Source organism: Xanthomonas sp. NCPPB 2250 (genome assembly GCF_056725265.1).
On the sequence record NZ_CM161520.1, the window covers coordinates 4,648,438 to 4,669,093 of the forward strand.

Consider the following 20,656-nt stretch of genomic DNA (forward strand, 5'->3'; position numbering starts at 1 on the left):
TTCTCCTGCGAAACATGGCGCCGCGGCAATCGCGGCCGGTGCGCCAGTCTAGGAACCGATTCGTGAGGATGGCGGCCACGCGGCGTTCGCCGCGCGTTCGCCGCCGGAGCGCAGGCGCTCAGTCCTGGATGCGGACCCCATCGCCGCTGGGCACGGTGTCGTAGTAACGGCCGGTGCGGGTATCCAGCGCGCGGTTCGGCCCCACCTGCATCGCCCCGGGCACCAGCTGGCCGCGGCGGTCGTAGAGGCGGACCGGGCGGCGTGCGGACGGGTCGGCGACCGCGGCGGCCGGGACCGCCGGACTGGCCGGGCGCGTGTGCCGGGTCTTTCCTTGCGGCCGGTCGTCCAGGCTGGAGGGCACCGGCGCGGCCTTGGGAGCGGTCGTCGAGGCCGGCGGACGCTCGTCGAGACGGCTGGCCACCGCGGGCGCCGGCGGCGGCGCGGACTGCAGGGTGTTGGCGTCGCGATTGCCGGCCGGTGCGCCGGGGACTGGCTGGAGACGCTGCGCGGCGGCGAGCGCCGGCACGAGCAGGGCGATGGCAACGCAGGGCAGCAGGCGCTTCACGGTGGCTCCGTCGACGGGCCGGAAGAGAGCGTTCCACGCTAGCGCATCGCCAACGCCGCGTCGACGCGGCGCGGCGCGCTTGATCCACCCCGTACAGCCCTCATGTTGTTTTCCCCTCTTCCAGCCACGGGCCCCGCCATGAGCCGATTCGACCTCACGCCTCCCACCGCTGCCGAGCGCGAGCAGTTGATCGGCGGACTGAACGCGGAGGAACGCCGGGTGCTGCTGCAGCACGGCACCGAAGCGCCGTTCTGCGGCGTGTTCCTGGACAACAAGCTGGAGGGCGTCTACACCTGCCGGCTGTGCGGGCTGCCGCTGTTCCGCTCCAGCGCCAAGTTCGATTCCGGCACCGGCTGGCCGAGCTTCTTCGCGCCCTACCACCCCGACCACGTGCGCGAGATACGCGACACCAGCCACGGCATGATCCGCACCGAGATCGTCTGCGCCCGCTGCGACAGCCATCTCGGCCACGTGTTTCCGGACGGCCCGCCGCCGAGCGGAGAGCGCCACTGCCTGAATTCGGTGTCGCTGCAGTTCACCGAACAGGGCCAGGCGCTGCCCAACCCGCTGCACCGCGGCGGCGGCGAGACCGAACCGGCCTGATCCCGGCGCAGCCGCGCCGCCACAGGGAGACCACCGGTATGCGTACCTCGTCGCTTCCCCTTTTGTTCCTGCCGCTGGCCCTGGCCGCCTGCCAGCGCAGCCCCACCCCGCCCGCGCAGGCGGCACCCGCGGCGGCGGCCTCCCCGGCTGCCGCGCCGGGCCTGCAGGCCGATGCCCTGCCCATGCAGTGGCGCTGCGGCGAGGAACTGGTGCAGGCGGCCGCCGATCCGGCGCGCGAGCGCCTGGCCCTGCAGGTGCGCGGCACCCGCCTGGACATGCAGCGCACCGATGCCGGCGGCGCCACCGGCGCGCGCTACACCGACGCCCTGGGCAATACCTTCCGGCAGTCGCAGCCGGACCAGGCCACGCTGACCTTGGCCGGCCTGGGCGAGACCCTCAAATGCGTCCGCCACGACAGCGGCATGACCGGCTGAAGACCGGCGCGGGGGCGGCCGCCGCCAAAACCCGGCACAGTTCACACCTTCAGAATGGCGCGGCGGGGCCGACATCTAGAGCGTCCCCGCTCCGGCCCGCAGGCTGCCCCGCCATGCTCATCATCGTTGGCTTCATCGTCGTCATCATCAGCGTGGTCGGCGGCTACGTGCTGTCGCACGGCAAACTCGGTGCGCTGTGGCAGCCCTACGAGCTGATGATCATCGGTGGCGCGGCGCTGGGCGCGTTCCTGGTCAGCACCCCGGGCAAGATCGTCAAGGCGACGCTCTCCGGCGTGCTGGGCGTGTTCAAGGGCCCGCAGTACAAGGCCGACGACTACCGCAGCACCCTGACCCTGATCTACGAACTGCTGAACAAGGCGCGCCGCGACGGCTTCATGGCCCTGGAAGACCACGTCGAGCGCCCGGCCGACAGCGCGATCTTCGGCAACTACCCGAAGGTGCTGGCCGACCACCACCTGCTCGACTTCATCACCGACTGCCTGCGCCTGATGATCGGCAGCAACATCGAGCCGCACGAGCTGGAACCGCTGCTGGAGCTGGAGCTGGAGAAGCACCACCACGAGGCGATGGCGCCGGCGCATGCGCTGAGCAAGGTGTCCGACGGCCTGCCCGGCTTCGGCATCGTCGCCGCGGTGCTGGGCATCGTCATCACCATGGGCTCGATCGGCGGCCCGATCGAGGAGATCGGCCACCACGTCGGCGCGGCGCTGGTCGGCACCTTCCTCGGCATCCTGCTGGCCTACGGCTTCGTCGCGCCGCTGTCGGCGGCGATGGAAGCGCGCGCCGAGCAGGACAGCCGCATCTTCGAATCGGTGAAGACCGCGCTGCTGGCCTGCCTGCGCGGCTACAACCCGAAGATCGCCCTCGAATTCGCGCGCAAGACCCTGCCGACCGACGTGCGGCCGAGCTTCGCCGACTTCGAATCGCATCTGAAGACGATCAAGTAACGCGGTCATGGCCGAGACCAAGTCCACCGTCGTCATCCGCCGGGTCAAGAAGGTCCAGGGCGGCGGCCACCACGGCGGCGCGTGGAAGGTGGCCTATGCCGACTTCGTCACCGCGATGATGGCGTTCTTCCTGGTGCTGTGGCTGGTCGCGGCCACCACCAAGGAACAGCGCGCGGCGATCGCCGAATACTTCCGCAACCCCAGCCCGCTGGCCGGCAAGAGCCCGGCGCCGAGCCCCGGCATGGCCGGTCCCGGCGGCGCCAGCACCTCGATGATCAAGCTCGGCGGCGCCGGCGAGATGCAGCGCGGCAACAACAAGGATCCGTTCGGCAGCAAGAGCCTGAAGGGCGACGACAACAGCAAGAGCAGCCAGCGCGAGAAGGAAAAGGAGCGCCTGGAAACGCTGATGCAGGAGCTGAAGCAGGCCATCGACAAGAGCCAGGCGCTGGAGCCGTTCAAAGACCAGCTGCTGCTGGACCTGACCCCGGACGGCCTGCGCATCCAGATCGTGGACAAGGAAAACCGGCCGATGTTCGACCTCGGCAGCGCGGTGCTCAAGCCCTACACCCGCGGCATCCTCCACGAGCTGTCCGGCTTCATCAACCAGGTGCCCAACCACATCAGCATCACCGGCCACACCGACGTCACCCAGTACAGCGGCAAGAACGGCTACAGCAACTGGGAGCTGAGCGCGGACCGCGCCAACGCGGCGCGCCGCGAGCTGGTCGCCGGCGGCATGGGCGAGGACAAGGTCTCGCGCGTGGTCGGGCTGTCCTCGTCGGTGCTGTTCGACAAGCAGGTGCCGAACAATCCGATCAACCGCCGCATCAGCATCGTGGTGATGACCAAGGATGCCGAGGACGCCGCCACCGCCGACGGCGACCATAGCGTCGCCCTGGGCACGGTGCAGCCCGACGCCGACACCAAGGTGCCGGACCTGAGCGCCGCAGCGACGGAAGCGGCCGCCACGCCGGCCGCCGGCAAGGGCGAGCCCGCGGCGGCGCCTGCCACCAGCAACGGCGCTGCCCCGGCGGCGCCGGCCGCGACGCCGGGCAAGGCCTCGGTGCAGATCGCCGAGCCGCGCACGACCTCGCCGGAAGCCGCGGCCGCCGCCGCGCGCGATGCCTTGCGCAGTATCAACGGCAGCGCACCGGTGGCGAGCACCGCCGCTCCCGACGGGACCCCGGCAGCGACCAACACGCGCTGACCGCGGCGCCACCGCGCGCGCCGCCCGCGGCCGCGCAGGCGCGGGCGACGACCGCGCCGCACCGGCCCGGCGGGACCGCACACGGCGCGGCGCTTACAATGGCCGCCACTTCGCCAACGAGACCGCCGTGTCCAAGCAATCCAAAGCCAAGCGCGACAAGCGCAAGAAGCAGCAGTCGCCGCGCCCCTTCGCCCGCCTGGGCCGCGAGCAGCCCATCGCCAACCACGCCGTGCTGCAGAACGAGAGCGGCCGCGTGCTGGCCGCGATCGGCCTGCAGGGTCGCCAGTGGTTGCTGTCGGTCGGTGGCCAGACCATGGGCAATGCCGACAATCCGGTGCCGATGCTGGCGATGCTCAAGCACCTGGCCAACCTGCAGGAGCAGGAAGGCAACACCATCACCCTGGACTACTCCGCGCAGCTGCAGCAGATGATCGACGCGCTGGCGGCCGAGGCCGGCCAGACCCCGGCCGAGTACTTGGACGCGCTGGTCGCCGAATTCGCGGCGGGCGACGGCGCGGCAGAGGATGCAGCCGAGGACGAGACCGACGCCGACGCCGACGCCGAGAAGACGACGAGCGATGCCGGCCCGGCGAAGGCCGACGGCAGCGAGGCGACGGACGCCGACGGCACGCACAAGCCGGCCTGACCGGACCCGATGGCGGTCTACATCGACGATGCGGTGCATCCCTGGCGCGGCCAGCGCTGGGGCCACCTGCTCGCCGACACGCTGGACGAACTGCACGCCATGGCGGCGCGGCTGGGCATTCCCCGCCGCGCCTTCCAGAACAAGCTCAGCGGCGCGCACTACGACGTGCCCGCCGCCCTGCGCGACGACGCGATCCGCCTGGGCGCGGTGCCGGTCTCGCGGCACAGCGATCGCGAGTTGATGAAAGCCTTGATCCGCAATGCACGTGCACAGGCGCGCGGCGAGGCGCCGTGAACGGTGCCGCCACGTCCGCCGCCACGCTTCGCGTAGGAGCGGCTTCAGCCGCGATGCGCGTTCCCGGGAACGCCTGTCGCGGCTGAAGCCGCTCCTGCGACAGGGCGGCGGGCGTGACCACGTCCGCCTAGAACGGATCGCTGCCCGGGCGCAGTTCGATGTCCAGCAGCGCGGCCAGGCGCCGCATGTCCTCGTCGTCGCGGCTGAGCGCCATCCACCCGGCGTACGCATCGCCCTCGGTATCCCAGCACCAGAGGGTGTAGCCGTGTTCGCGCAGACGGTCGTACGCCACGTTCAGCAGCGCCGGCACGTCATGGCTGTCGAGGAAGTCCTCGTCGTCCACGTCGCCGCCCCAATCGATGCGCAGGTTCCAGCGCGTCGCCAGTTCGTCGATCGCGCCGATCAGCGACTCGGTGTCCTTCCAGTCCACGTAGAAGCCGGCACTCCAGTCGATGGCATCCTTCAGCGTCCACAACCAGCCGTCGTCCTCTTCGCCCTCGTGCTCGGCGCGCGCTTCGCGGAACGCGTTGAACTGACGCAGCGCGCTTTCCTCGTCGCCGGGATTGATCAGCAGCAGCAGGTTCCAGATCAGTCCTTGCTGGGTATCCGGATCGTCGTCGAGCTCGTCGTGCAGATCGTCGGGATCGTCGTAGTCGGTGCTGTTGTCGGGCATGGCGTGAGCCGGCGGATGGAAGGGGAGGTGCAAGTGTGCCGTGCCCGCCGCGGCGACGGAAGCGCGCGGAACTCGGCAACGGCGCCGCGGACGTTTATCCTTCGCAGCCCGGAAGACGGCGCTGTCCGCCGCCACGCGAAGCCACCACGATGTCCGACACGCCCCCCGACCGCCTGGCGGTCAGCCCGCAGAGCCCTTTCCACGATGCCGAGACGCTGTCGCGCGGCGTCGGCATCCGCTTCAACGGCGTGGAGCGCGACAACGTCGAGGAGTACTCGATCAGCGAAGGCTGGATCCGCGTCCAGGTCGGCAAGGCGCGCGACCGCCGCGGCAACCCGATGACCATGAAGGTCAAGGGCACGGTCGAAGCCTTCTGGCTCGACGCCAAGTAAGCGCGACCGCCGGCAGGCGCCGCGCCTGCCGGCATACTGCGGCCCCGGCGCCGCGCCTCAGGGCTTGAGCCGGTAGCCGCTGCGGAAGATCGCCCACACCACGCCCAGGCACAGCGCCAGGAACGCCAGGGTCATGCCCAGGCTGACCGCGATGTGCACGTCGGCCTTGCCGTAGAACGCCCAGCGGAAGCCGCTGACCAGGTACACCACCGGGTTGAACAGGCTGATCTTCTGCCACAGCGGCGGCAGCATGTTGATCGAGTAGAAACTGCCGCCGAGGAAGGTCAGCGGCGTGATCACCATCAGCGGGATCACCTGCAGCTTCTCGAACCCGTCGGCCCACACGCCGATGATGAAGCCGAACAGGCTGAAGGTCAGCGCGGTCAGCACCAGGAAGCCGAACATCCACAGCGGATGCGCGATCTCGTACGGCACGAAGGCGCGTGCGGTGAGCAGGATCAGCAGGCCCAGCAGCACCGACTTGCTCGCCGCCGCGCCGACGTAGCCGATCACCACCTCCCACCACGCCACCGGCGCCGACAGCACCTCGTAGATGGTGCCGGCCCAGCGCGGCATGTAGATGCCGAACGAGGCATTGGAGATGCTTTCGCTGAGCAGCGACAGCATCACCAGCCCGGGGATGATGTAGGCGCCGTAGCTGATGCCGTCGATGGCGCCCATGCGCGAACCGATCGCCGCGCCGAACACCACGAAGTACAGCGAGGTCGACAGCACCGGCGAGGCGATGGACTGGGTCAGCGTGCGGAAGGTGCGCGCCATCTCGAAGCGGTAGATCGCGGCGATCGCGTGCAGGTTCATGCGCGCGCCTCCGCGCCGGCAGCAGCTGGCCGCACCAGGTTGACGAAGATCTCCTCCAGCGAACTCTCGCTGGACTGCAGATCCTTGATCTCCACGCCCTGCGCCTCCAGTTGCCGCAGCAGCGGGCCGATGCCGGTCTGCGCGGCCTGCGCGTCGTAGGTGTAGGTCAGTGTCGTGCCGTCGGCGGACAGCTCCAATGGCTGCGCCGCCAGCGCCGGCGGCAACGCGTGCAGCGGTGCCTGCAGGGTCAGCGCCAGTTGCTTCTTGCCGAGCTTGCGCATCAGCGTGCGCTTGTCCTCCACCAGCACCAGTTCGCCGCGATTGACCACGCCGACGCGGTCGGCCATGTCCTCGGCCTCCTCGATGTAGTGCGTGGTCAGGATGATGGTGGTGCCCTGCTCGCGCAGGCGCCGCACCATCTGCCACATGTCGTGGCGCAGCTCCACGTCGACCCCGGCGGTGGGTTCGTCCAGGAACAGGATGGACGGCTCGTGCGCCAGCGCCTTGGCGATCAGCACGCGCCGCTTCATGCCGCCGGACAGGGTGGAGATGCGGCTGCCGCGCTTGTCCCACAGCGACAGTTCGCGCAGCACCCGCTCCAGGTGCGCGTCGTCGCGCGGCTTGCCGAACAGGCCGCGGCTGAAGCGCACTGTCGCCCACACCGTCTCGAACGCATCGGTGGCCAGTTCCTGCGGCACCAGGCCGATCTTGCCGCGCGCGGCGCGGTAGTCGCGCACGATATCGTGGCCGTCGGCCAGCACCCGGCCGCTGCTGGGATTGACCAGCCCGCAGATGATGCTGATCAGCGTGGTCTTGCCGGCACCGTTGGGGCCGAGCAGGGCGAAGATCTCGCCGCGATGGATCTCCAGGTCGATGCCCTTGAGCGCCTGGAACCCCCCGGCGTAGGTCTTGGTGAGCTGTTGCACGGAAATGATCGGCGACACGGGAACTCCCTGGGCGCGCGGCGGCTGCGGAAACGGCTCCCAGGGTAGAAGCCGGCTCGTGATGGATAAATCCCGATCCGGCGGAAGCACTCTCCCGCGTGCGGGACAGTGCGTCGGCCGGTGCCTGCAAACGCAGGGCAACATGACCGTCTTGGCCGTGGACGCCTGGTTAGCGTTGTCCGGTGTCGACGTCGCCGACGGCCGGTCGCGCAGGGCGCGGCCACGGCAGCACGCGCCAGCCGAAGTTGACCCCGGCCGCCGCCAGCAGGATCAGCAGCGCCCCGAGCACCTGCGTCCACGCCAGCGACTGCCCGAAGGCGATGCGATCGACCGCGATCGCCACCACCGGATAGATGAACGACAGCGCCCCGATCATCGCGGTGGGCAGCTTCTGGATGGCGCCGTACAGCAGCACGTACATCACCCCGGTATTGACCACGCCGAGCACGACCAGGTCCAGCCACTGGCCGGGACGGGCAGGCAAGGCATCGAAGTGCACGAACGGCGCCAGCAACACGATGCCGATGCCCAGTTGCAGCAGCGCGAGCAAGTGCGGCGGCGTGCCTTTCAGGTGCTTGGTGACGATCGACGACACCGCGTACAGAAACGCGGCGCCGAGCGCCAGGGCGACGCCCTGCAGGTACTCGCCCGGCACCGCGAGCACCGCCGGCGCGATGCGCACCACACCCACCAGGCCGACGAAGGCCACCGCCAGCCACGCCACGGTCGAGGCGCTGATGCGCTCGCGGAACACGAGTGCGCCGAGCCCGACCAGCATGAACGGCTGCGTGTTGTAGACCGCGGTGGCCATCGAGATCGAGGCGCGGCCATAGGCGGCGAACAGCAGCAGCCAGTTCCCCACGATGGCGATCCCGCCGAGCAGCACCAGCGCCAGCATCCGCGGCGAGAACGCCTTGCGCCGCAACAGGCCCAGCGCCGCGCAGAAGACGAGCAGGGTGGCCGCGCCGAACAGGCAGCGGAAAAACACCACGTTGAGCGGCGACTGCCCCGACGACACCACCAGCCAGCCGATCGTGCCGGACATGAGCATGGCCACGACCATCTCGGCCGCACCACGGCGAATTTCATTGGAGGCCATCCCGGTTCCTTTCGATGCTGCGAACAGCAGCCATTGTAGAAATGGGGATTCCGCGAAAACATGCCTAAACTTAGGCTCACTACGGAATTCACCTAAGAAAGGAAGGTCGCCGTGCAAAACCGCCTTTCCCCTCCTGCCATCGCCCCGCTCGACGCGACCGACCGCGCCATCCTCGCCGCGCTGGCGCAGGATGCGCGCATGGCGACCAGCGAACTGGCCCGGCAGATCGGCCTGTCGGCCCCGGCAACCGCCGACCGCGTGCGCCGGCTGCAGCACCAGGGCGTGATCGCCGGATTCACGGTCGAGCTCGATCCGCGCGCGCTGGGCTACACCTTGCAGGCCATCGTGCGGGTCAAACCGCTGCCCGGGCAGTTGCACCTGGTGGAGGAACTGCTGCAGCGCATCCCGGAGTTCGTCGAGTGCGACAAGGTGACCGGCGAAGACTGCTTCATCTGCCGACTGTACCTGCGCAACATCGAGCACCTGGACAGCATCCTGGCAAAAGTCACCGATCGCGCCGAAACCAACTCCGCCATCGTGAAGTCGACCCCGGTCCGCAGGCGACTGCCGCCGCTGGTCGAGGACGCCTAGCGCGATGCGCTAGTCGCGGCGAAGGCCGGGACCCGGGACCCGGGACCCGGGACCCGGGACCCGCAAAAGCCTAGCAGCGACTCGTTGTCTACGATCAGTTGCCGTCACATTTCGCAGGTAGCAACGCGTCCGGCCTGCGAAGCCCGCTTTTCCGGGTCCCGGGTCCTGGGTCCCGGGTCCCGGGTCTCCGGCCCCGGCCTTTCAGCTCTTCCGCCGCGCCTCCAGCAGATCCAGATTGCGGATCAGCCGGCGCGCGATCTCGTCGGAGATCTTGCGCTGGCGCGTCAGCTTGAACAGCTCCTGGCGTTCGGCCTGCAGGCCGGCGTGGCGCAGCTGGCGCAGCACCGCGTCCAGGCGCCGCGCCTCCTCCGGATCGCTCTCCATCGCCTCGCCGTGGTCGAGATGGCGCTGGTACAGCGCGCTGACCCGGTTGGCGGCCTCGTTGTAGAGGTCGGCGTGCTCGCTGTCCTGCACCAGCCGCTGGCGCAGCTTCTCCACCGCCGCCAGCGCCGCGCGCGAGGACTCGCGCCGGGCCAGGTCCTCTTCCCGCTGGTCGTTGGGCTCTTCCGGCAGCTCCAGGCCGCGCAGCAGCCGCGGCAGCCCGATGCTGGCGACCAGCAGCGAGGTGACGATCACCGCGCTGGCCAGGAAGATCGCCAGGTCGCGCGCGGGGAACGCGGCGCCGCTGGGCAGGGCCAGCGGCAGGGTCAGCACGCCGGCCAGGGTGATCGCGCCGCGCACGCCGGCCAGCGAGGTCGCCACCACGATCCGCCACGGCGGGCTCTGCCGGTCCTCGCCGCGGCGGCGCGCCTTGAGCAGGGTCCAGCGCAGCGACAGCCACACCCACAGGAAGCGCAGCAACAGCAGGCCGACATAGATCGCCAGCGCATAGGCGGGCAGCCACCACGGGTTCAGGTGTCCGGCTTCGTCCATGTTGTGCATGGCGCCCTGCACGATGCCGGGCAACTGCTCGCCGAGCAGCACGAACATGATGCCGTTGAGGGTGAACTGCACCATGTCCCACACCGCCGAGCGCTGCACGCGCATGCTGCCCGGGGCGCGGCCGCTCAGTTCCACGTAGCTCATGGCGATGCCGGCGGCGACCGCGGCGAGGATGCCCGAGGCGTTGATCGCCTCGGCCAGCAGGTAGGCGGCGAACGGCAGCAGCAGGTTGACCAGGATCGCCGCGCCCGGCTCCTCGCCGACCTGGCGCCACACCCAGCGCTGCGCCAGGCTGGTGCCGACCACCACCGCGATGCCGGCGGCCACGCCGACCAGCGCCACCCACAGGAAGGTCAGCGAGGCGTCGGCCAGCGAGAACGTGCCGGTGATCGCCGCGGCCACCGCGAACTGGAAGCAGACCAGGCCGGACGCGTCGTTGAGCAGCGACTCGCCTTCCAGGATGTGCATCAGCCGCTTGGGGATCGGTGCGCGCGCCGCGATCGAGGACACCGCGATCGGATCGGTGGGCGACACCACCGCGGCCAGCGCGAACGCCACCGCCAGCGGCATGGTCGGGATCATCCAGTGGATCAGGAAGCCGGCGCCGATCACGGTGAATACCACCAGGCCCAGCGCCAGCTCCAGGATCACGCCCTTGTCGCGGAACAGGCCCTGCTTGGGGATGCGCCAGCCGTCCAGGAACAGCAGCGGCGGCAGGAACAGCAGGAAGAACAGTTCCGGCTCCAGCGCGTAGCCCTTCTTGAACACGCCGGCGATGATCGCGCCCAGGCCGATCTGCACCAGCGGCAACGGCAGCGAGAACGGCAGTACGCGCACCAGGTAGCCGCTGGCCACCACGGCCAGCAACATCGCCAACACCACTTCGATCGAATGCATGCTCGTCCGGACGGCAGCGCCACGCCGGCGGCGCCGCCCATGAATGGGGGAGCCTGCAAGCAAAGCGCACCACGGCGGCGATGTCCAGTAGGGCGCGCCGGCGTCCACGCTACTATCCGGCCACAGAGCCGGTGGCGGACACCGGCGCCTCTTCGCCGGAGACCGCATGCTCACCATCCAGGAACTCAATCGTTTCATCGACGAACACGCGGCGGAAGGCAGCATTCCGCGGATCTGGGACCTGATCGGCGAGCACTTCGTCCAGGCCCAGGCCGGCCTGCCGGCCGAGCACGCGATGGAGCGGCGCGAGCTGTCCTTCCACGACCATGTGCGGCTGCTGGGCTATCTGTGCCTGCTGCTGGAGGGCGTGCCGGGCGACCTGGTGGAGATCGGGGTGTGGAAGGGCAAGTCGCTGGTGCTGATGAACGAGGTCTGCGGGCGCGAGCGCCGGGTGATCGGCATGGACCCGTTCGCGTTGCCGAACCAGTTCGAGGAGTTCAACCACTATCGGCAGCAGTTGCTGCCCAATGCGCGCTTCATCCGCGGCTATTCGGAGTTCTGCGCCGAGCACTTCTACGCCATGGAGCCAAAGGTGGCACTGTTGCACATCGACGGCGGCCACACCGGGCGCAACGTACTGCTGGACTTCCTGCTGTACGGGCCGAGCGTGGTGTCCGGCGGATTCGTGGTGTTCGACGACTACGGCGACTGGGAATACTCGCCGGAGGTCGGTCCCGCGGTGGACCTGCTGCGCGCCGCCGGCTACTTCGGCGACTTCCATGTGCTCGGCTGCGCCCACGGCTTCGAGAACAGCTACGTGCTGCAGCGCCGCTGAGCCGGCGCGCCTTGGCCCTCCAGCGCGTGCCGGCAGCGGAAAGCGGCGTTCAGAGAACGCCATCGAGCGGATGATCCCGGCCGACCAACAAGACAAGCACTTCGAACACACCGATCATCGATCCCGGACGCTAACCCGACAGCAATCAGGGTGAGAACCTCGCCGCGCGTCAGAAGCTGCAGCCGCGCTTCAACATAACGGCATGGCAGATATCATGCCGCCAATTCATCGCCGAGGCGGCCGCCCATGAACAACACAACCGCCAAATGGCGCAACCATGAATATCTGGCGAGCATCATCGACAGCCTTGATTCGATCGCGGCTGGACGACCGATCATTCGCGACGCTGATCTTTCCGGCATCACCATCGGTCCATCTGCCATCCTGGAGCAGTTAAAAGCCGCAAATCTCTTCGCATCGAGGATCAGCAACACCGACCTGTCTTACTCGAAAATATCCGGAAGTGCGAACGACAGTTTCTTCATGAATGTCAGCTTCGAAAGTGCCAGCTTGAACGGAGCCCTTTTGTGCAGATCGGAAATAAAAAACTGCAAATTTTCAAAAAGCAAGCTTGTGATCAACATGGATGATGCGATCTGCGAAAAAACCGATTTCGTCAAAGCCAGGTTTACCGGTGGAACTTGCGGAATGGAGTACGGTGGCCGCCGGGTAAAATTCATGAACTGCGATTTCACCGATGCTGTCTTTGACAGAGTCGAATTCAGAGCATCGACGTTCATCAACTGCATCTTTGCCGATGCGAAATTCAAGAAATGCGACTTGCGTGGCGCCAAGTTTGAGGCTGACGTTCTGCCACTGGCAGCCCAGTTTGAGGATATGGACATCCCTTCTCAGTGTCGGTGATCTCGTCAACGCAGGCCGAAGATAACGCACCGCCTGCACTCGGCTAGACCATTCGCCACAGCGCTGCCCGGCCTTGCAACTGCACCACCGTGCGACAGGGCGCTCGCCTGATCCTCCCTGGATGCGAGCGGCGGTACCCGCCAGCTCCTCTGTTCAGCATTATCTGGACGGCGTGATGCAACCGTGCCGGCGCAGGGCGCGTAAAGACAGGTGCACGGCCGACTGGCCGCGCATCCCTTTCAAGGAGCAAGCCCATGAAGATCCACTTGCTGTCCCTGGCCCTCGCCGGCCTCGTCTCCCTGCCCGCCATGGCCGCCCCCGGCCAGGCCGCGATGCACGACCACGCCGCGATGAGCGAAGCCAAGCCGAATCCGATGGTCGGCGGCGCACCGATGTACGCCACCAAGGACATCATCGACAACGCGGTCAACTCCAAGGATCACACCACCCTGGTTGCCGCGGTCAAGGCCGCCGGCCTGGTGGACACGCTGAAGGGCGCAGGCCCGTTCACGGTGTTCGCGCCGACCAATGCCGCCTTCGCCGCGTTGCCGGCCGGCACGGTCGACACCCTGCTCAAGCCGGAGAACAAGGAAAAGCTGACCCAGGTGCTGACCTACCACGTGGTCCCCGGCAAGCTCGATGCGGCGGCGCTGCTGGCGCAGATCAAGGCCGGCGGCGGCAGCGCCAAGCTGACCACCGTGCAGGGCGAAACGCTGATCGCCAAGACCCGCGGCGGCAAGGTCACGCTCACCGACAGCAAGGGCAACACCGCGCACGTCACCACCGCCGACGTGATGCAGAGCAATGGCGTGATCCACGTGGTGGACAAGGTTTTGATGCCGTAAGCACGCGTCGGGGGGTGCATTGGCATCGCGGGGGCGGCTACGGCCGTCCCCGTTTTGCACGCCCATGCAGCCAACGGCGATCGCGCGCCACGCCGACAACCACCGGACCACCCGCACGAACCGTCAGTCGCCGGCAGCGCCTGCGTGCGGCATCGGCACCTGCGCTGCCAGCACACGCAAGTCGTGCACGAAGCCTTGATAGGCGGTCTCGCCCGCCTCGCCGCCGCGCTGGCGCAGCACCCACGACGGATGCACGGTGGCCAGCGCGCGGGTGCCGTCGTCCAGCGACTGCCATTGCCCACGCTGGGCCATCAGCTTGAAGCCGCTCCCCAGCACCGCGCGCGCCGCGGTCGCGCCCAGGCACAGCACGATACGCGGACGCACCCGCGCCAGTTCGCCGGCCAGCCACATCCGGCAGGCCTCGACATGGGCACGCTCGGGATTGCGGTGCAGCCGCGCCTTGCCGCGCTGCTCGAAGCGAAAATGCTTGACCGCGTTGGTGACGTACAGGCCTGCACGTTCGACACCCAGCTCCTGCAGCGCGCGGTCGAACAAGCGCCCGGCCGGGCCGACGAAGGGACGCCCGCTCAGGTCCTCCTCGTCGCCGGGCTGCTCGCCCACCACCATCACCGCGGCATCCTGCGGACCTTCGCCGAACACGGTCTGGGTCGCCGGCTGCCACAGCGGACAACGGCGGCAGTCACGCGCCGCCGCGCGCAGCGCGTCGAGACTGTCGTCGGCGGCCACCACCGGCGCCGGTGCCGGCGCGGGAATGCGCCGCCGCACCGGTTCGGGCGCGCGCTCGGCCATCTCGCGCACGCGCTGCCCCGCATCGCGGATGAGCGTCGGCAGCAGCTGCGCCTCCGGCAGATGCTTCCAGTACTTCTGCGGCATCTCCTGGCGCATCATCGTCGGATTGAGCCGCGCCGGATTGAAGATGTTGGCGTAGTAGGTGCGCCACAGCGTGTCCTGCGCGTCGTCGGCCGGCGCATCGGCACGCTGCGCGCCGGCGCCGAACTGCAGCGTCTCGCCGTCCCAGCGCACGCTGCGGTACGGGGTGAGGATCGCCCAGCGCATGCCGGCGAAGCGCCGCGCGAAGAACGGCGCCACCCGATCGACGATGTGGTGCTCCGGCTCGAACCAGGCGATGTACGCCTCCTGCTCGCCCGGCACCTCACGGAAGCGCACGAACGCCTTCATCTTGTGGCTGTCGCGGCGCACCGCCTGCGCCCATTGCTGTGCGCGGTGCACATCGGCATCGGTGACCCGCTGCAGCAGCGCGCGCTCGCCGCCGGCGATGCGCCACAGCAGCCGGTACAGCAGCGCATGCCGCTGCGGATCGCGATGGCACAGCACCACGCCGGCCAGCGCCAGGAACTCGGCCGACACCCGCGGCGGCGGCACCTGCGCCGGCAGCGTCGCGACGTCGGTGCCGACCAGCAGGCCGCCCTGCGCGTCGCCGTCCCAGGCCAGCGTCTCCGGCGCCACCTGCGCGCACCACGCCGCCCGCGCCACCGCCCGCCACGCTTCCAGGCTCCACGGTGGCACCACCTCAGCCTGGAACACGGCCCGCTCGCTGCATCGCTCCGGCGCGCCGAACGCAACAGACCGTGCCCATCGGGTCAATCAAACAAGCCACCCTGCCGCGGTGCCGGCGCCAGTTGCGCACGCAGCCGCTGCGGATCGTCCAGCCGCTGCCGCGGATGGTGATCGAGCACACTGACGAATGGCAGCAACTTCTTCAGCGGCACCCGCAACCGCGCCAGATCCTCGACCCGCAGCCGCGCATGCCGCCTTGCCAGCAGCAAACGCTCGACGTTGCGGGTGCCCAGCCCCGGCACGCGCAACAACAACTCGCGCGCGGCGGTGTTGAGATCCACCGGGAAGCGTTCGGGGTTGCGCAGCGCCCAGGCCAGCTTGGGGTCCACGTCCAGATCGAGCATGCCGCTGGTGGTGGGCGGGGCGATCTCCTCCACCGAGAAGTCGTAGAACCGCAGCAGCCAGTCGGCCTGGTACAGGCGGTGCTCGCGCTGCAACGGCGGCGCCTGCAGCGGCAGCTTGCTGGAGGCGTCGGGAATCGGACTGAACGCGGAGTAGTAGACCCGGCGCAGGCGATAGTTGCCGTAGAGATTGTGGCTGGTATGCAGGATCGCGCGATCGTCGGCGCCATCGGCGCCGACGATCATCTGCGTGCTCTGCCCGGCCGGGGCGAAGCGCGGCGGCTTGGCGCGGACGCGGGTTTCGGCCTTGCGCGCCTCCTTGCTCTCCTCGATGCGCCAGCGCAGCTCGCCCATCGCCGCCCGGATGCCGCCGACGTTCTTCTCCGGCGCCAATTGCGCCAGACCGCCTTCCGTCGGCAGTTCGACGTTGATGCTGAGTCGGTCGGCGTAACGGCCGGCGGCGGCGAGCAGTTCCGGCGCCGCGTCGGGAATGGTCTTGAGATGGATGTAGCCGGCGAAGCGGTGCTCCTCGCGCAGCTGCCGCGCCACTTCCACCAGTTGCTCCATGGTGTAGTCGCTGTTGCGGATGATGCCGCTGGAGAGGAACAGGCCTTCGATGTAGTTGCGTTTGTAGAAATCCAGGGTCAGCTTGACCACTTCGGCCGGGGTGAAGCGCGCGCGGCGCACGTTGCTGGACACGCGGTTGACGCAGTACGCGCAGTCGAACACGCAGAAGTTGGTCAGCAGGATCTTCAGCAGCGACACGCAGCGCCCGTCGGGCGTGTACGAATGGCAGATGCCCATGCCCTCGGTGCTGCCGATGCCGCCGCTGCGCAGCGAATGGCGCTTGTCGGCGCCGCTGGAGGCGCAGGACGCGTCGTACTTGGCCGCGTCGGCGAGCACGGCGAGTTTTTCGAGGGTATTCACCGGCCGACGATGCCGGGTCCGCGTCTCAAACGGTGAGACGCGGATGCGCTGCGACCTTCACCGCGATGAATCGCTCAGGTCGACCTCCTGGCGTTCAGGCCGCCGCACGCGCCGCGGCGCCGTCGAAGCGGTAGATGTCCATCGCCAGCAGGCCGGCGTCGATCCCCGCATCGATGCGCTGCGCGCCCAGTCCCTCCGCCCCGGCCGCGCCCATCGCCACGTAGATCGGCAGCCAGTGCTCGTCGGTGGGATGCGCGCGCGCGGCGAACGGCGCCTGCCGGCGGTAGTCGAGCATCGCCGGCACGTCGTCGCGGCGCAACGCCTGCTCGGTCCATTCGATGAACGGACGCACGTAGGGCACTTCCTTGCCCTCGGCGTAGCGACCGAAGTCGTGCAGGTTGTGGGTGATGCTGCCCGAGCCGATCACCAGCACACCGTCCTCGCGCAGCGGCGCCAGTGCGCGGCCCAGCGCCAGGTGGTGTTCCGGCCCGAGTTCCGGCTGGATCGACAGCGGCACCACCGGGATGTCGGCCTGCGGGTAGAGCAGCGACAGCGGCACCCACACGCCGTGGTCCAGCCCGCGACGCTCGTCCAGCACCGGCGCCAGCCCGGCCTGCGCCAGCAGCTCGGCGACCTGCTGGGCCACGGCCGGGGCGCCCGGCGCCGGGTACTGCATCGCGTACAGCGCCTGCGGGAAGCCGCCGAAGTCGTGGATGGTCTGCGGCTGCGCCGCGGCGCCGACCAGCGGCCGCCGGCCCAGCCAGTGCGCCGACGCCAGCACGATGGCGCGCGGCCGCGGCAGCGTCGCCGCCAGTTCGGCCAGCCGTGTGCCGACCAGGCCGGGCTGCAGCGCGGTCATCGGCGAACCGTGCGAGATGTACAGGGAAGGCAAACGTGCCATGGCAGGTCTCCACACAGGAAAGGGGGCGCCGCGCTCAGCGCGTGCGCAATGCGAATCGGCCGTCGCCGATCAGGAACAGCACCACGAGCGCCAGCGCCCAGAACGCCGGGTACTCCCAGCCGCCCCCGGGATTGGCGAAGCCGAAGCCGTTGGCGCCATGCACGCTGACGATGGTGCCCAGCAGCAGCGGGATGCCGAGCAGTCCAACCCAGCGCGCGTACAGGCCGAGCAACAATGCCGCGGCGATGACGAATTCCAGTGTCATCGCCACATAGGCCAGTGCGCCGGGCAAACCGAGCGAAACGAAGTAGGCGGCGGTGCCGGCCGGGCTGAACACCAGCAGCTTGGTCAGCGCATGCGCCAGGAACAGCACGCCCAGCGCCAGGCGCAGCAGGGTGGCGCCGTAGGGCGCCAGGCGGGACACGGGAGCGGACATGAACGATCTCCGATGGGAAGGGACCCGCACAGGCTATTCCCAGCGCCACCACGAATAAATTATCGTGATTTCGGGAATTAATTTCAGGATCCGCAACAATGGATACGCTCGACGCGATGCGCGTGTTCGTCGCCGTAGTCGACCGCAACGGCTTCAACGCCGCGGCCGAGGCACTCGGCATGTCCACCGCCAGCGTCACCCGCCAGGTGGCGTGGCTGGAAAAGCGGCTCGGCCTGCGCCTGCTCAACCGCACCACCCGCCGGGTCAGCCCGAGCAGCGTCGGCGCGGCGTATTACCAGCGCTGCCAGTTGCTGCTGGCCGAGTTCGACGACATGGAGGCGGCCGTCGGCGAGCAGGCGCTGACGCCCTCCGGCACGCTGCGGATCAACGCGCCCTTCAGCTTCGCCATCGCCCGGCTGGGGCCACGCCTGGCCGGCTATCGCGCGCGCTATCCGCAGGTGATGCTGGACCTGTCGCTGTCGGACCGGCTGGTGGACATCGTCGAGGAAGGCTACGACATGGCGATCCGCATCACCCGCCAGGTCACCCCGACCCTGATCGCGCGCAAGCTCGGCGAGGTGCCGGCGTGTCTGTGCGCCTCGCCGGCCTACCTGGCGCGGGCCGGCGTGCCGCGCCTGCCCGCCGACCTCGCCGGGCACGAGCTCCTGAGCTACAGCTATGCGCCGATCGCCGACGAGCTCGCCCTGCAAGGTCCCGACGGCGAGACCCGGGTGCGCATCCAGGGCGGGCTGCGGGCCAACAGCGGCGACGTGCTGCGCGAAGCCGCCGTCGCCGGCATGGGCATCGTCCTGCAGCCGGACTTCATCGCGGAAAAGGAACTGGAGGACGGCCGCCTGGTGCGGGTGCTGCCCGAGTACGGGATCGGGCCGATCGGCGTCTACGCGGTGTACGCCAGCCGCAGCCACCTGGCGCCGAAGGTGCGCAGCTTCATCGATTACCTGGTCGAAGTGGGCATCGACCGCACGATGCGCTCCCCGGCCGAGAGCTGAACCGCGGCGCGCGGACCGGACACAACATCCCGCCGATGGCGCTGATCGCGGCCGCCGCGCATGCGCACAATGCCAGCGCTTTTCCCCCTCACCCTCAGGAGTCCGCTTATGAGCAAGATCGCGATCGTCTACTTCAGCGGCTACGGCCACACCGTCAAGCAGGCCGAGGCCGTGCACGCCGGCGCCGCCAGCGTCGGCGAGGCCACGCTGTACCGCATCGACCAGGACGGCAACCTGCCCGACGGCGCCTGGGAGGCCATCGGCCAGGCCGACGCCATCGTCTACGGCAGCCCGACCTACATGGGCGGCCCGGCCTGGCAGTTCAAGAAATTCGCCGACGCCAGCTCCAAGCCGTGGTTCTCGCAGGCCTGGAAGGACAAGATCGCCGCCGGCTTCACCAACTCGGCCTCGGTCAACGGCGACAAGTTCGCCACCATCGAATACTTCTGGACCCTGGCCCAGCAGCACGGCCAGATCTGGGTCGGCACCGGCCTGCTGCCGTCCAACACCAAGGCGCACGGCCCCGACGACGTGAACTGGACCGCCGGCTCCGGCGGTGCGCTGGCGATCTCGCCGTCCGACGCCTCGCCGGACGAGGCGCCGCGCAGCGGCGACCTGGAAACCGCGCGCCTGCTCGGCAAGCGCGTGGCCGAGTTCGCGGCCAAGCTCAAGGGCTGAGTCCGGCGGTGCCGCCCGCAAAGGGCGGCACCCTCATCGCGATCGCGGCGGTCTCCGGGCGATGCGATGCCCCTGCGGCGCCCGGCCTTGCCGGTCGGGCGCGTCTTCGAGGGGACAATGCCCTCGCGCTGCGGCGCTGCCGCGTGTTCTCTGCATCCCGATCTCGCCATGCGCCGGCCCTCGGCCAGCACCGTCGCGCTACGCCGGGCCGCCCACCGCATGCGCCGCGCGCAGATGGTCGATGAACACGCGCAGCTTCGGCGGCAGGTGTTCGCGCGCCGGGTAGTAGATGTGCCAGCCGGCGAACGGCGCGTGCCAGTCGTCCAGCACCTGCTGCAAGCGGCCGGCGGCGACGTCGGCGGCCACCTGCCACTCGAACGCCTGGCCCAGGCCCAGACCGCGGCGCGCGGCGTCCAGGCCGACCGCGGTGTCGTTGACCACCAGCCGCCCGCTGACTTCGACCAGGAAATCGTGGCCGTCGCGGGTGAACTCCCAGGCCTGCAGGCGGCCGTCGGTGCGCCGCCAGCGGATGCAGTCGTGCGCGGCCAGTTCGGCCGGCGTGCGCGGTACTCCGTGCGCAGCGAAGTACGCCGGCGCGGCCACCACCGTCTGCCGCTGCGGCGGTCCCAGCGGCACCGCGATCATGTCGCGCGCCAGGCTCTCGCCCAGGCGGATGCCGGCGTCGAAGCCGCCGGCGACGATGTCGGCCAGGGTCCGGTCCGAATACAACTCCACGCTGACCTCGGGATAGCGCGCGAGGAACGCCGGCAGCTGCGGGCACACCAGTTGCTCGGCGGCCACCAGCGGCAGGTTGATGCGCAGCGTGCCGGCCGGGCGGTCGCGCAGGAAATCCAGGTCGGCGAAGGCCGCGTCGATCTGCGCCAGGCCCGGCGCTACCCGCTGCAGGAAGCGCTCGCCATGCTCGCTCAGGCCGACCCGGCGGGTGGTGCGGTTGAGCAGGCGTGCGCCCAGCTGCGCCTCCAGCGCGCGCAACGTCTGCGACAGCGCCGACGGCGAGACGCCCAGCTCGGCGGCGGCGCGGGTGAAGCTGCCATGGTGGGCGACGCGGACGAAGGCGACGACGGCGGACAGCGGCGGTGGACGGTGCATGGCGAGTGGGCGGCAGTGGAAGGACGGACGCGGCAG

Annotated in this window: 24 protein-coding genes; 13 read left to right on the plus strand and 11 right to left on the minus strand. The window is 69.4% G+C overall.

Annotated features, from left to right (window positions below; genetic code table 11):
• Positions 1-118: 118 nt before the first annotated feature.
• Positions 119-565 (minus strand): hypothetical protein, encoded by a 447-nt coding sequence (locus tag AC1PMG_RS18965; RefSeq protein WP_481109871.1) that lies wholly within the window; start codon positions 563-565, stop codon positions 119-121.
• Between the two features lie 138 nt (positions 566-703).
• On the opposite strand from AC1PMG_RS18965, the gene msrB reads away from it, so the two are divergent.
• The 6 genes from msrB (at position 704) to AC1PMG_RS18995 (ending at position 4,717) form a co-directional block, all read left to right on the plus strand.
• On the plus strand, positions 704-1,168 hold the full coding sequence (msrB, locus tag AC1PMG_RS18970) for a peptide-methionine (R)-S-oxide reductase MsrB (protein ID WP_481109872.1): 465 nt from the start codon (positions 704-706) through the stop codon (positions 1,166-1,168).
• A gap of 38 nt (positions 1,169-1,206) precedes the next feature.
• Positions 1,207-1,602 carry a hypothetical protein gene (locus AC1PMG_RS18975; protein ID WP_481109873.1) on the plus strand — a complete coding sequence of 132 codons (396 nt, stop codon included), beginning with the start codon at positions 1,207-1,209 and terminating at the stop codon, positions 1,600-1,602.
• 113 nt (positions 1,603-1,715) lie between these two features.
• Positions 1,716-2,570, plus strand: coding sequence for a flagellar motor stator protein MotA (gene motA / locus AC1PMG_RS18980; protein ID WP_017908926.1), 855 nt, complete (start codon positions 1,716-1,718; stop codon positions 2,568-2,570).
• Positions 2,571-2,577: 7 nt separating this feature from the next.
• Complete coding sequence (gene motB, locus AC1PMG_RS18985) at positions 2,578-3,777, plus strand: flagellar motor protein MotB (RefSeq protein ID WP_481109874.1); 1,200 nt, start codon at positions 2,578-2,580, stop codon at positions 3,775-3,777.
• Between the two features lie 127 nt (positions 3,778-3,904).
• Positions 3,905-4,423, plus strand: coding sequence for a hypothetical protein (locus tag AC1PMG_RS18990; protein WP_481109875.1), 519 nt, complete (start codon positions 3,905-3,907; stop codon positions 4,421-4,423).
• A 9-nt stretch (positions 4,424-4,432) separates the two neighbouring features.
• A complete protein-coding gene (locus AC1PMG_RS18995) occupies positions 4,433-4,717 on the plus strand; it encodes a DUF4031 domain-containing protein (RefSeq protein ID WP_481109876.1) in 285 nt (94 codons plus the stop codon).
• Between the two features lie 127 nt (positions 4,718-4,844).
• On the opposite strand, the gene AC1PMG_RS19000 is transcribed toward AC1PMG_RS18995, so the two are convergent.
• On the minus strand, positions 4,845-5,390 hold the full coding sequence (locus AC1PMG_RS19000; protein ID WP_017907656.1) for a DUF6630 family protein: 546 nt from the start codon (positions 5,388-5,390) through the stop codon (positions 4,845-4,847).
• Between the two features lie 149 nt (positions 5,391-5,539).
• Between AC1PMG_RS19000 and AC1PMG_RS19005 the strand changes: the two genes are divergently transcribed.
• Positions 5,540-5,782: a DUF3297 family protein gene (locus tag AC1PMG_RS19005; protein WP_010343635.1), complete on the plus strand. Its 243-nt coding sequence runs from the start codon at positions 5,540-5,542 to the stop codon at positions 5,780-5,782.
• Positions 5,783-5,839: 57 nt separating this feature from the next.
• On the opposite strand, the gene AC1PMG_RS19010 is transcribed toward AC1PMG_RS19005, so the two are convergent.
• The 3 genes from AC1PMG_RS19010 to AC1PMG_RS19020 form a co-directional block, all read right to left on the minus strand.
• Positions 5,840-6,601 carry an ABC transporter permease gene (locus tag AC1PMG_RS19010; RefSeq protein ID WP_017907655.1) on the minus strand — a complete coding sequence of 254 codons (762 nt, stop codon included), beginning with the start codon at positions 6,599-6,601 and terminating at the stop codon, positions 5,840-5,842.
• Complete coding sequence (locus tag AC1PMG_RS19015) at positions 6,598-7,545, minus strand: ABC transporter ATP-binding protein (protein WP_342074004.1); 948 nt, start codon at positions 7,543-7,545, stop codon at positions 6,598-6,600. The genes AC1PMG_RS19010 and AC1PMG_RS19015 overlap by 4 nt, the downstream gene beginning before the upstream one ends.
• 169 nt (positions 7,546-7,714) lie before the next feature.
• The gene (locus tag AC1PMG_RS19020; protein ID WP_481109877.1) at positions 7,715-8,644 is read right to left on the minus strand and encodes a DMT family transporter; all 930 of its coding nucleotides are present in this window, start codon (positions 8,642-8,644) and stop codon (positions 7,715-7,717) included.
• A 111-nt stretch (positions 8,645-8,755) separates the two neighbouring features.
• On the opposite strand from AC1PMG_RS19020, the gene AC1PMG_RS19025 reads away from it, so the two are divergent.
• Positions 8,756-9,235: an Lrp/AsnC family transcriptional regulator gene (locus tag AC1PMG_RS19025; protein ID WP_481109878.1), complete on the plus strand. Its 480-nt coding sequence runs from the start codon at positions 8,756-8,758 to the stop codon at positions 9,233-9,235.
• A 201-nt stretch (positions 9,236-9,436) separates the two neighbouring features.
• Here the strand turns inward: AC1PMG_RS19025 and AC1PMG_RS19030 are convergent, their stop codons facing one another.
• On the minus strand, positions 9,437-11,074 hold the full coding sequence (locus AC1PMG_RS19030) for a Na+/H+ antiporter (protein WP_342074001.1): 1,638 nt from the start codon (positions 11,072-11,074) through the stop codon (positions 9,437-9,439).
• A gap of 166 nt (positions 11,075-11,240) precedes the next feature.
• Here AC1PMG_RS19030 and AC1PMG_RS19035 point away from each other — a divergent pair, with 166 nt between their 5' ends.
• The 3 genes from AC1PMG_RS19035 to AC1PMG_RS19045 all read left to right on the plus strand — a co-directional run bounded on the left by AC1PMG_RS19035 (position 11,241) and on the right by AC1PMG_RS19045 (position 13,618).
• Positions 11,241-11,909, plus strand: a complete 669-nt coding sequence (locus tag AC1PMG_RS19035; RefSeq protein ID WP_481109879.1) for a class I SAM-dependent methyltransferase — start codon at positions 11,241-11,243, stop codon at positions 11,907-11,909.
• 246 nt (positions 11,910-12,155) lie between these two features.
• Positions 12,156-12,773: a pentapeptide repeat-containing protein gene (locus AC1PMG_RS19040; RefSeq protein WP_481109880.1), complete on the plus strand. Its 618-nt coding sequence runs from the start codon at positions 12,156-12,158 to the stop codon at positions 12,771-12,773.
• 254 nt (positions 12,774-13,027) lie between these two features.
• Complete coding sequence (locus AC1PMG_RS19045) at positions 13,028-13,618, plus strand: fasciclin domain-containing protein (protein WP_342073999.1); 591 nt, start codon at positions 13,028-13,030, stop codon at positions 13,616-13,618.
• A 123-nt stretch (positions 13,619-13,741) separates the two neighbouring features.
• Here AC1PMG_RS19045 and AC1PMG_RS19050 read toward each other — a convergent pair whose 3' ends face one another.
• From AC1PMG_RS19050 to AC1PMG_RS19065, 4 genes are all read right to left on the minus strand, one after another.
• The gene (locus tag AC1PMG_RS19050; RefSeq protein WP_481109881.1) at positions 13,742-15,184 is read right to left on the minus strand and encodes a UdgX family uracil-DNA binding protein; all 1,443 of its coding nucleotides are present in this window, start codon (positions 15,182-15,184) and stop codon (positions 13,742-13,744) included.
• A 56-nt stretch (positions 15,185-15,240) separates the two neighbouring features.
• Positions 15,241-16,485 carry a putative DNA modification/repair radical SAM protein gene (locus AC1PMG_RS19055; RefSeq protein WP_481109882.1) on the minus strand — a complete coding sequence of 415 codons (1,245 nt, stop codon included), beginning with the start codon at positions 16,483-16,485 and terminating at the stop codon, positions 15,241-15,243.
• A gap of 94 nt (positions 16,486-16,579) precedes the next feature.
• Entirely contained in the window at positions 16,580-17,386 is an 807-nt protein-coding gene (locus AC1PMG_RS19060; protein ID WP_342073996.1) for a DODA-type extradiol aromatic ring-opening family dioxygenase, read from the minus strand.
• A 34-nt stretch (positions 17,387-17,420) separates the two neighbouring features.
• Positions 17,421-17,822: a DoxX family protein gene (locus AC1PMG_RS19065; protein WP_342073995.1), complete on the minus strand. Its 402-nt coding sequence runs from the start codon at positions 17,820-17,822 to the stop codon at positions 17,421-17,423.
• A gap of 98 nt (positions 17,823-17,920) precedes the next feature.
• Here AC1PMG_RS19065 and AC1PMG_RS19070 point away from each other — a divergent pair, with 98 nt between their 5' ends.
• Entirely contained in the window at positions 17,921-18,832 is a 912-nt protein-coding gene (locus AC1PMG_RS19070; RefSeq protein WP_342073994.1) for a LysR family transcriptional regulator, read from the plus strand.
• Positions 18,833-18,940: 108 nt separating this feature from the next.
• The gene (locus AC1PMG_RS19075) at positions 18,941-19,510 is read left to right on the plus strand and encodes a flavodoxin family protein (protein WP_152235744.1); all 570 of its coding nucleotides are present in this window, start codon (positions 18,941-18,943) and stop codon (positions 19,508-19,510) included.
• Positions 19,511-19,708: 198 nt separating this feature from the next.
• Here the strand turns inward: AC1PMG_RS19075 and AC1PMG_RS19080 are convergent, their stop codons facing one another.
• On the minus strand, positions 19,709-20,620 hold the full coding sequence (locus tag AC1PMG_RS19080; RefSeq protein ID WP_267112718.1) for a LysR family transcriptional regulator: 912 nt from the start codon (positions 20,618-20,620) through the stop codon (positions 19,709-19,711).
• Positions 20,621-20,656 lie beyond the last annotated feature (36 nt).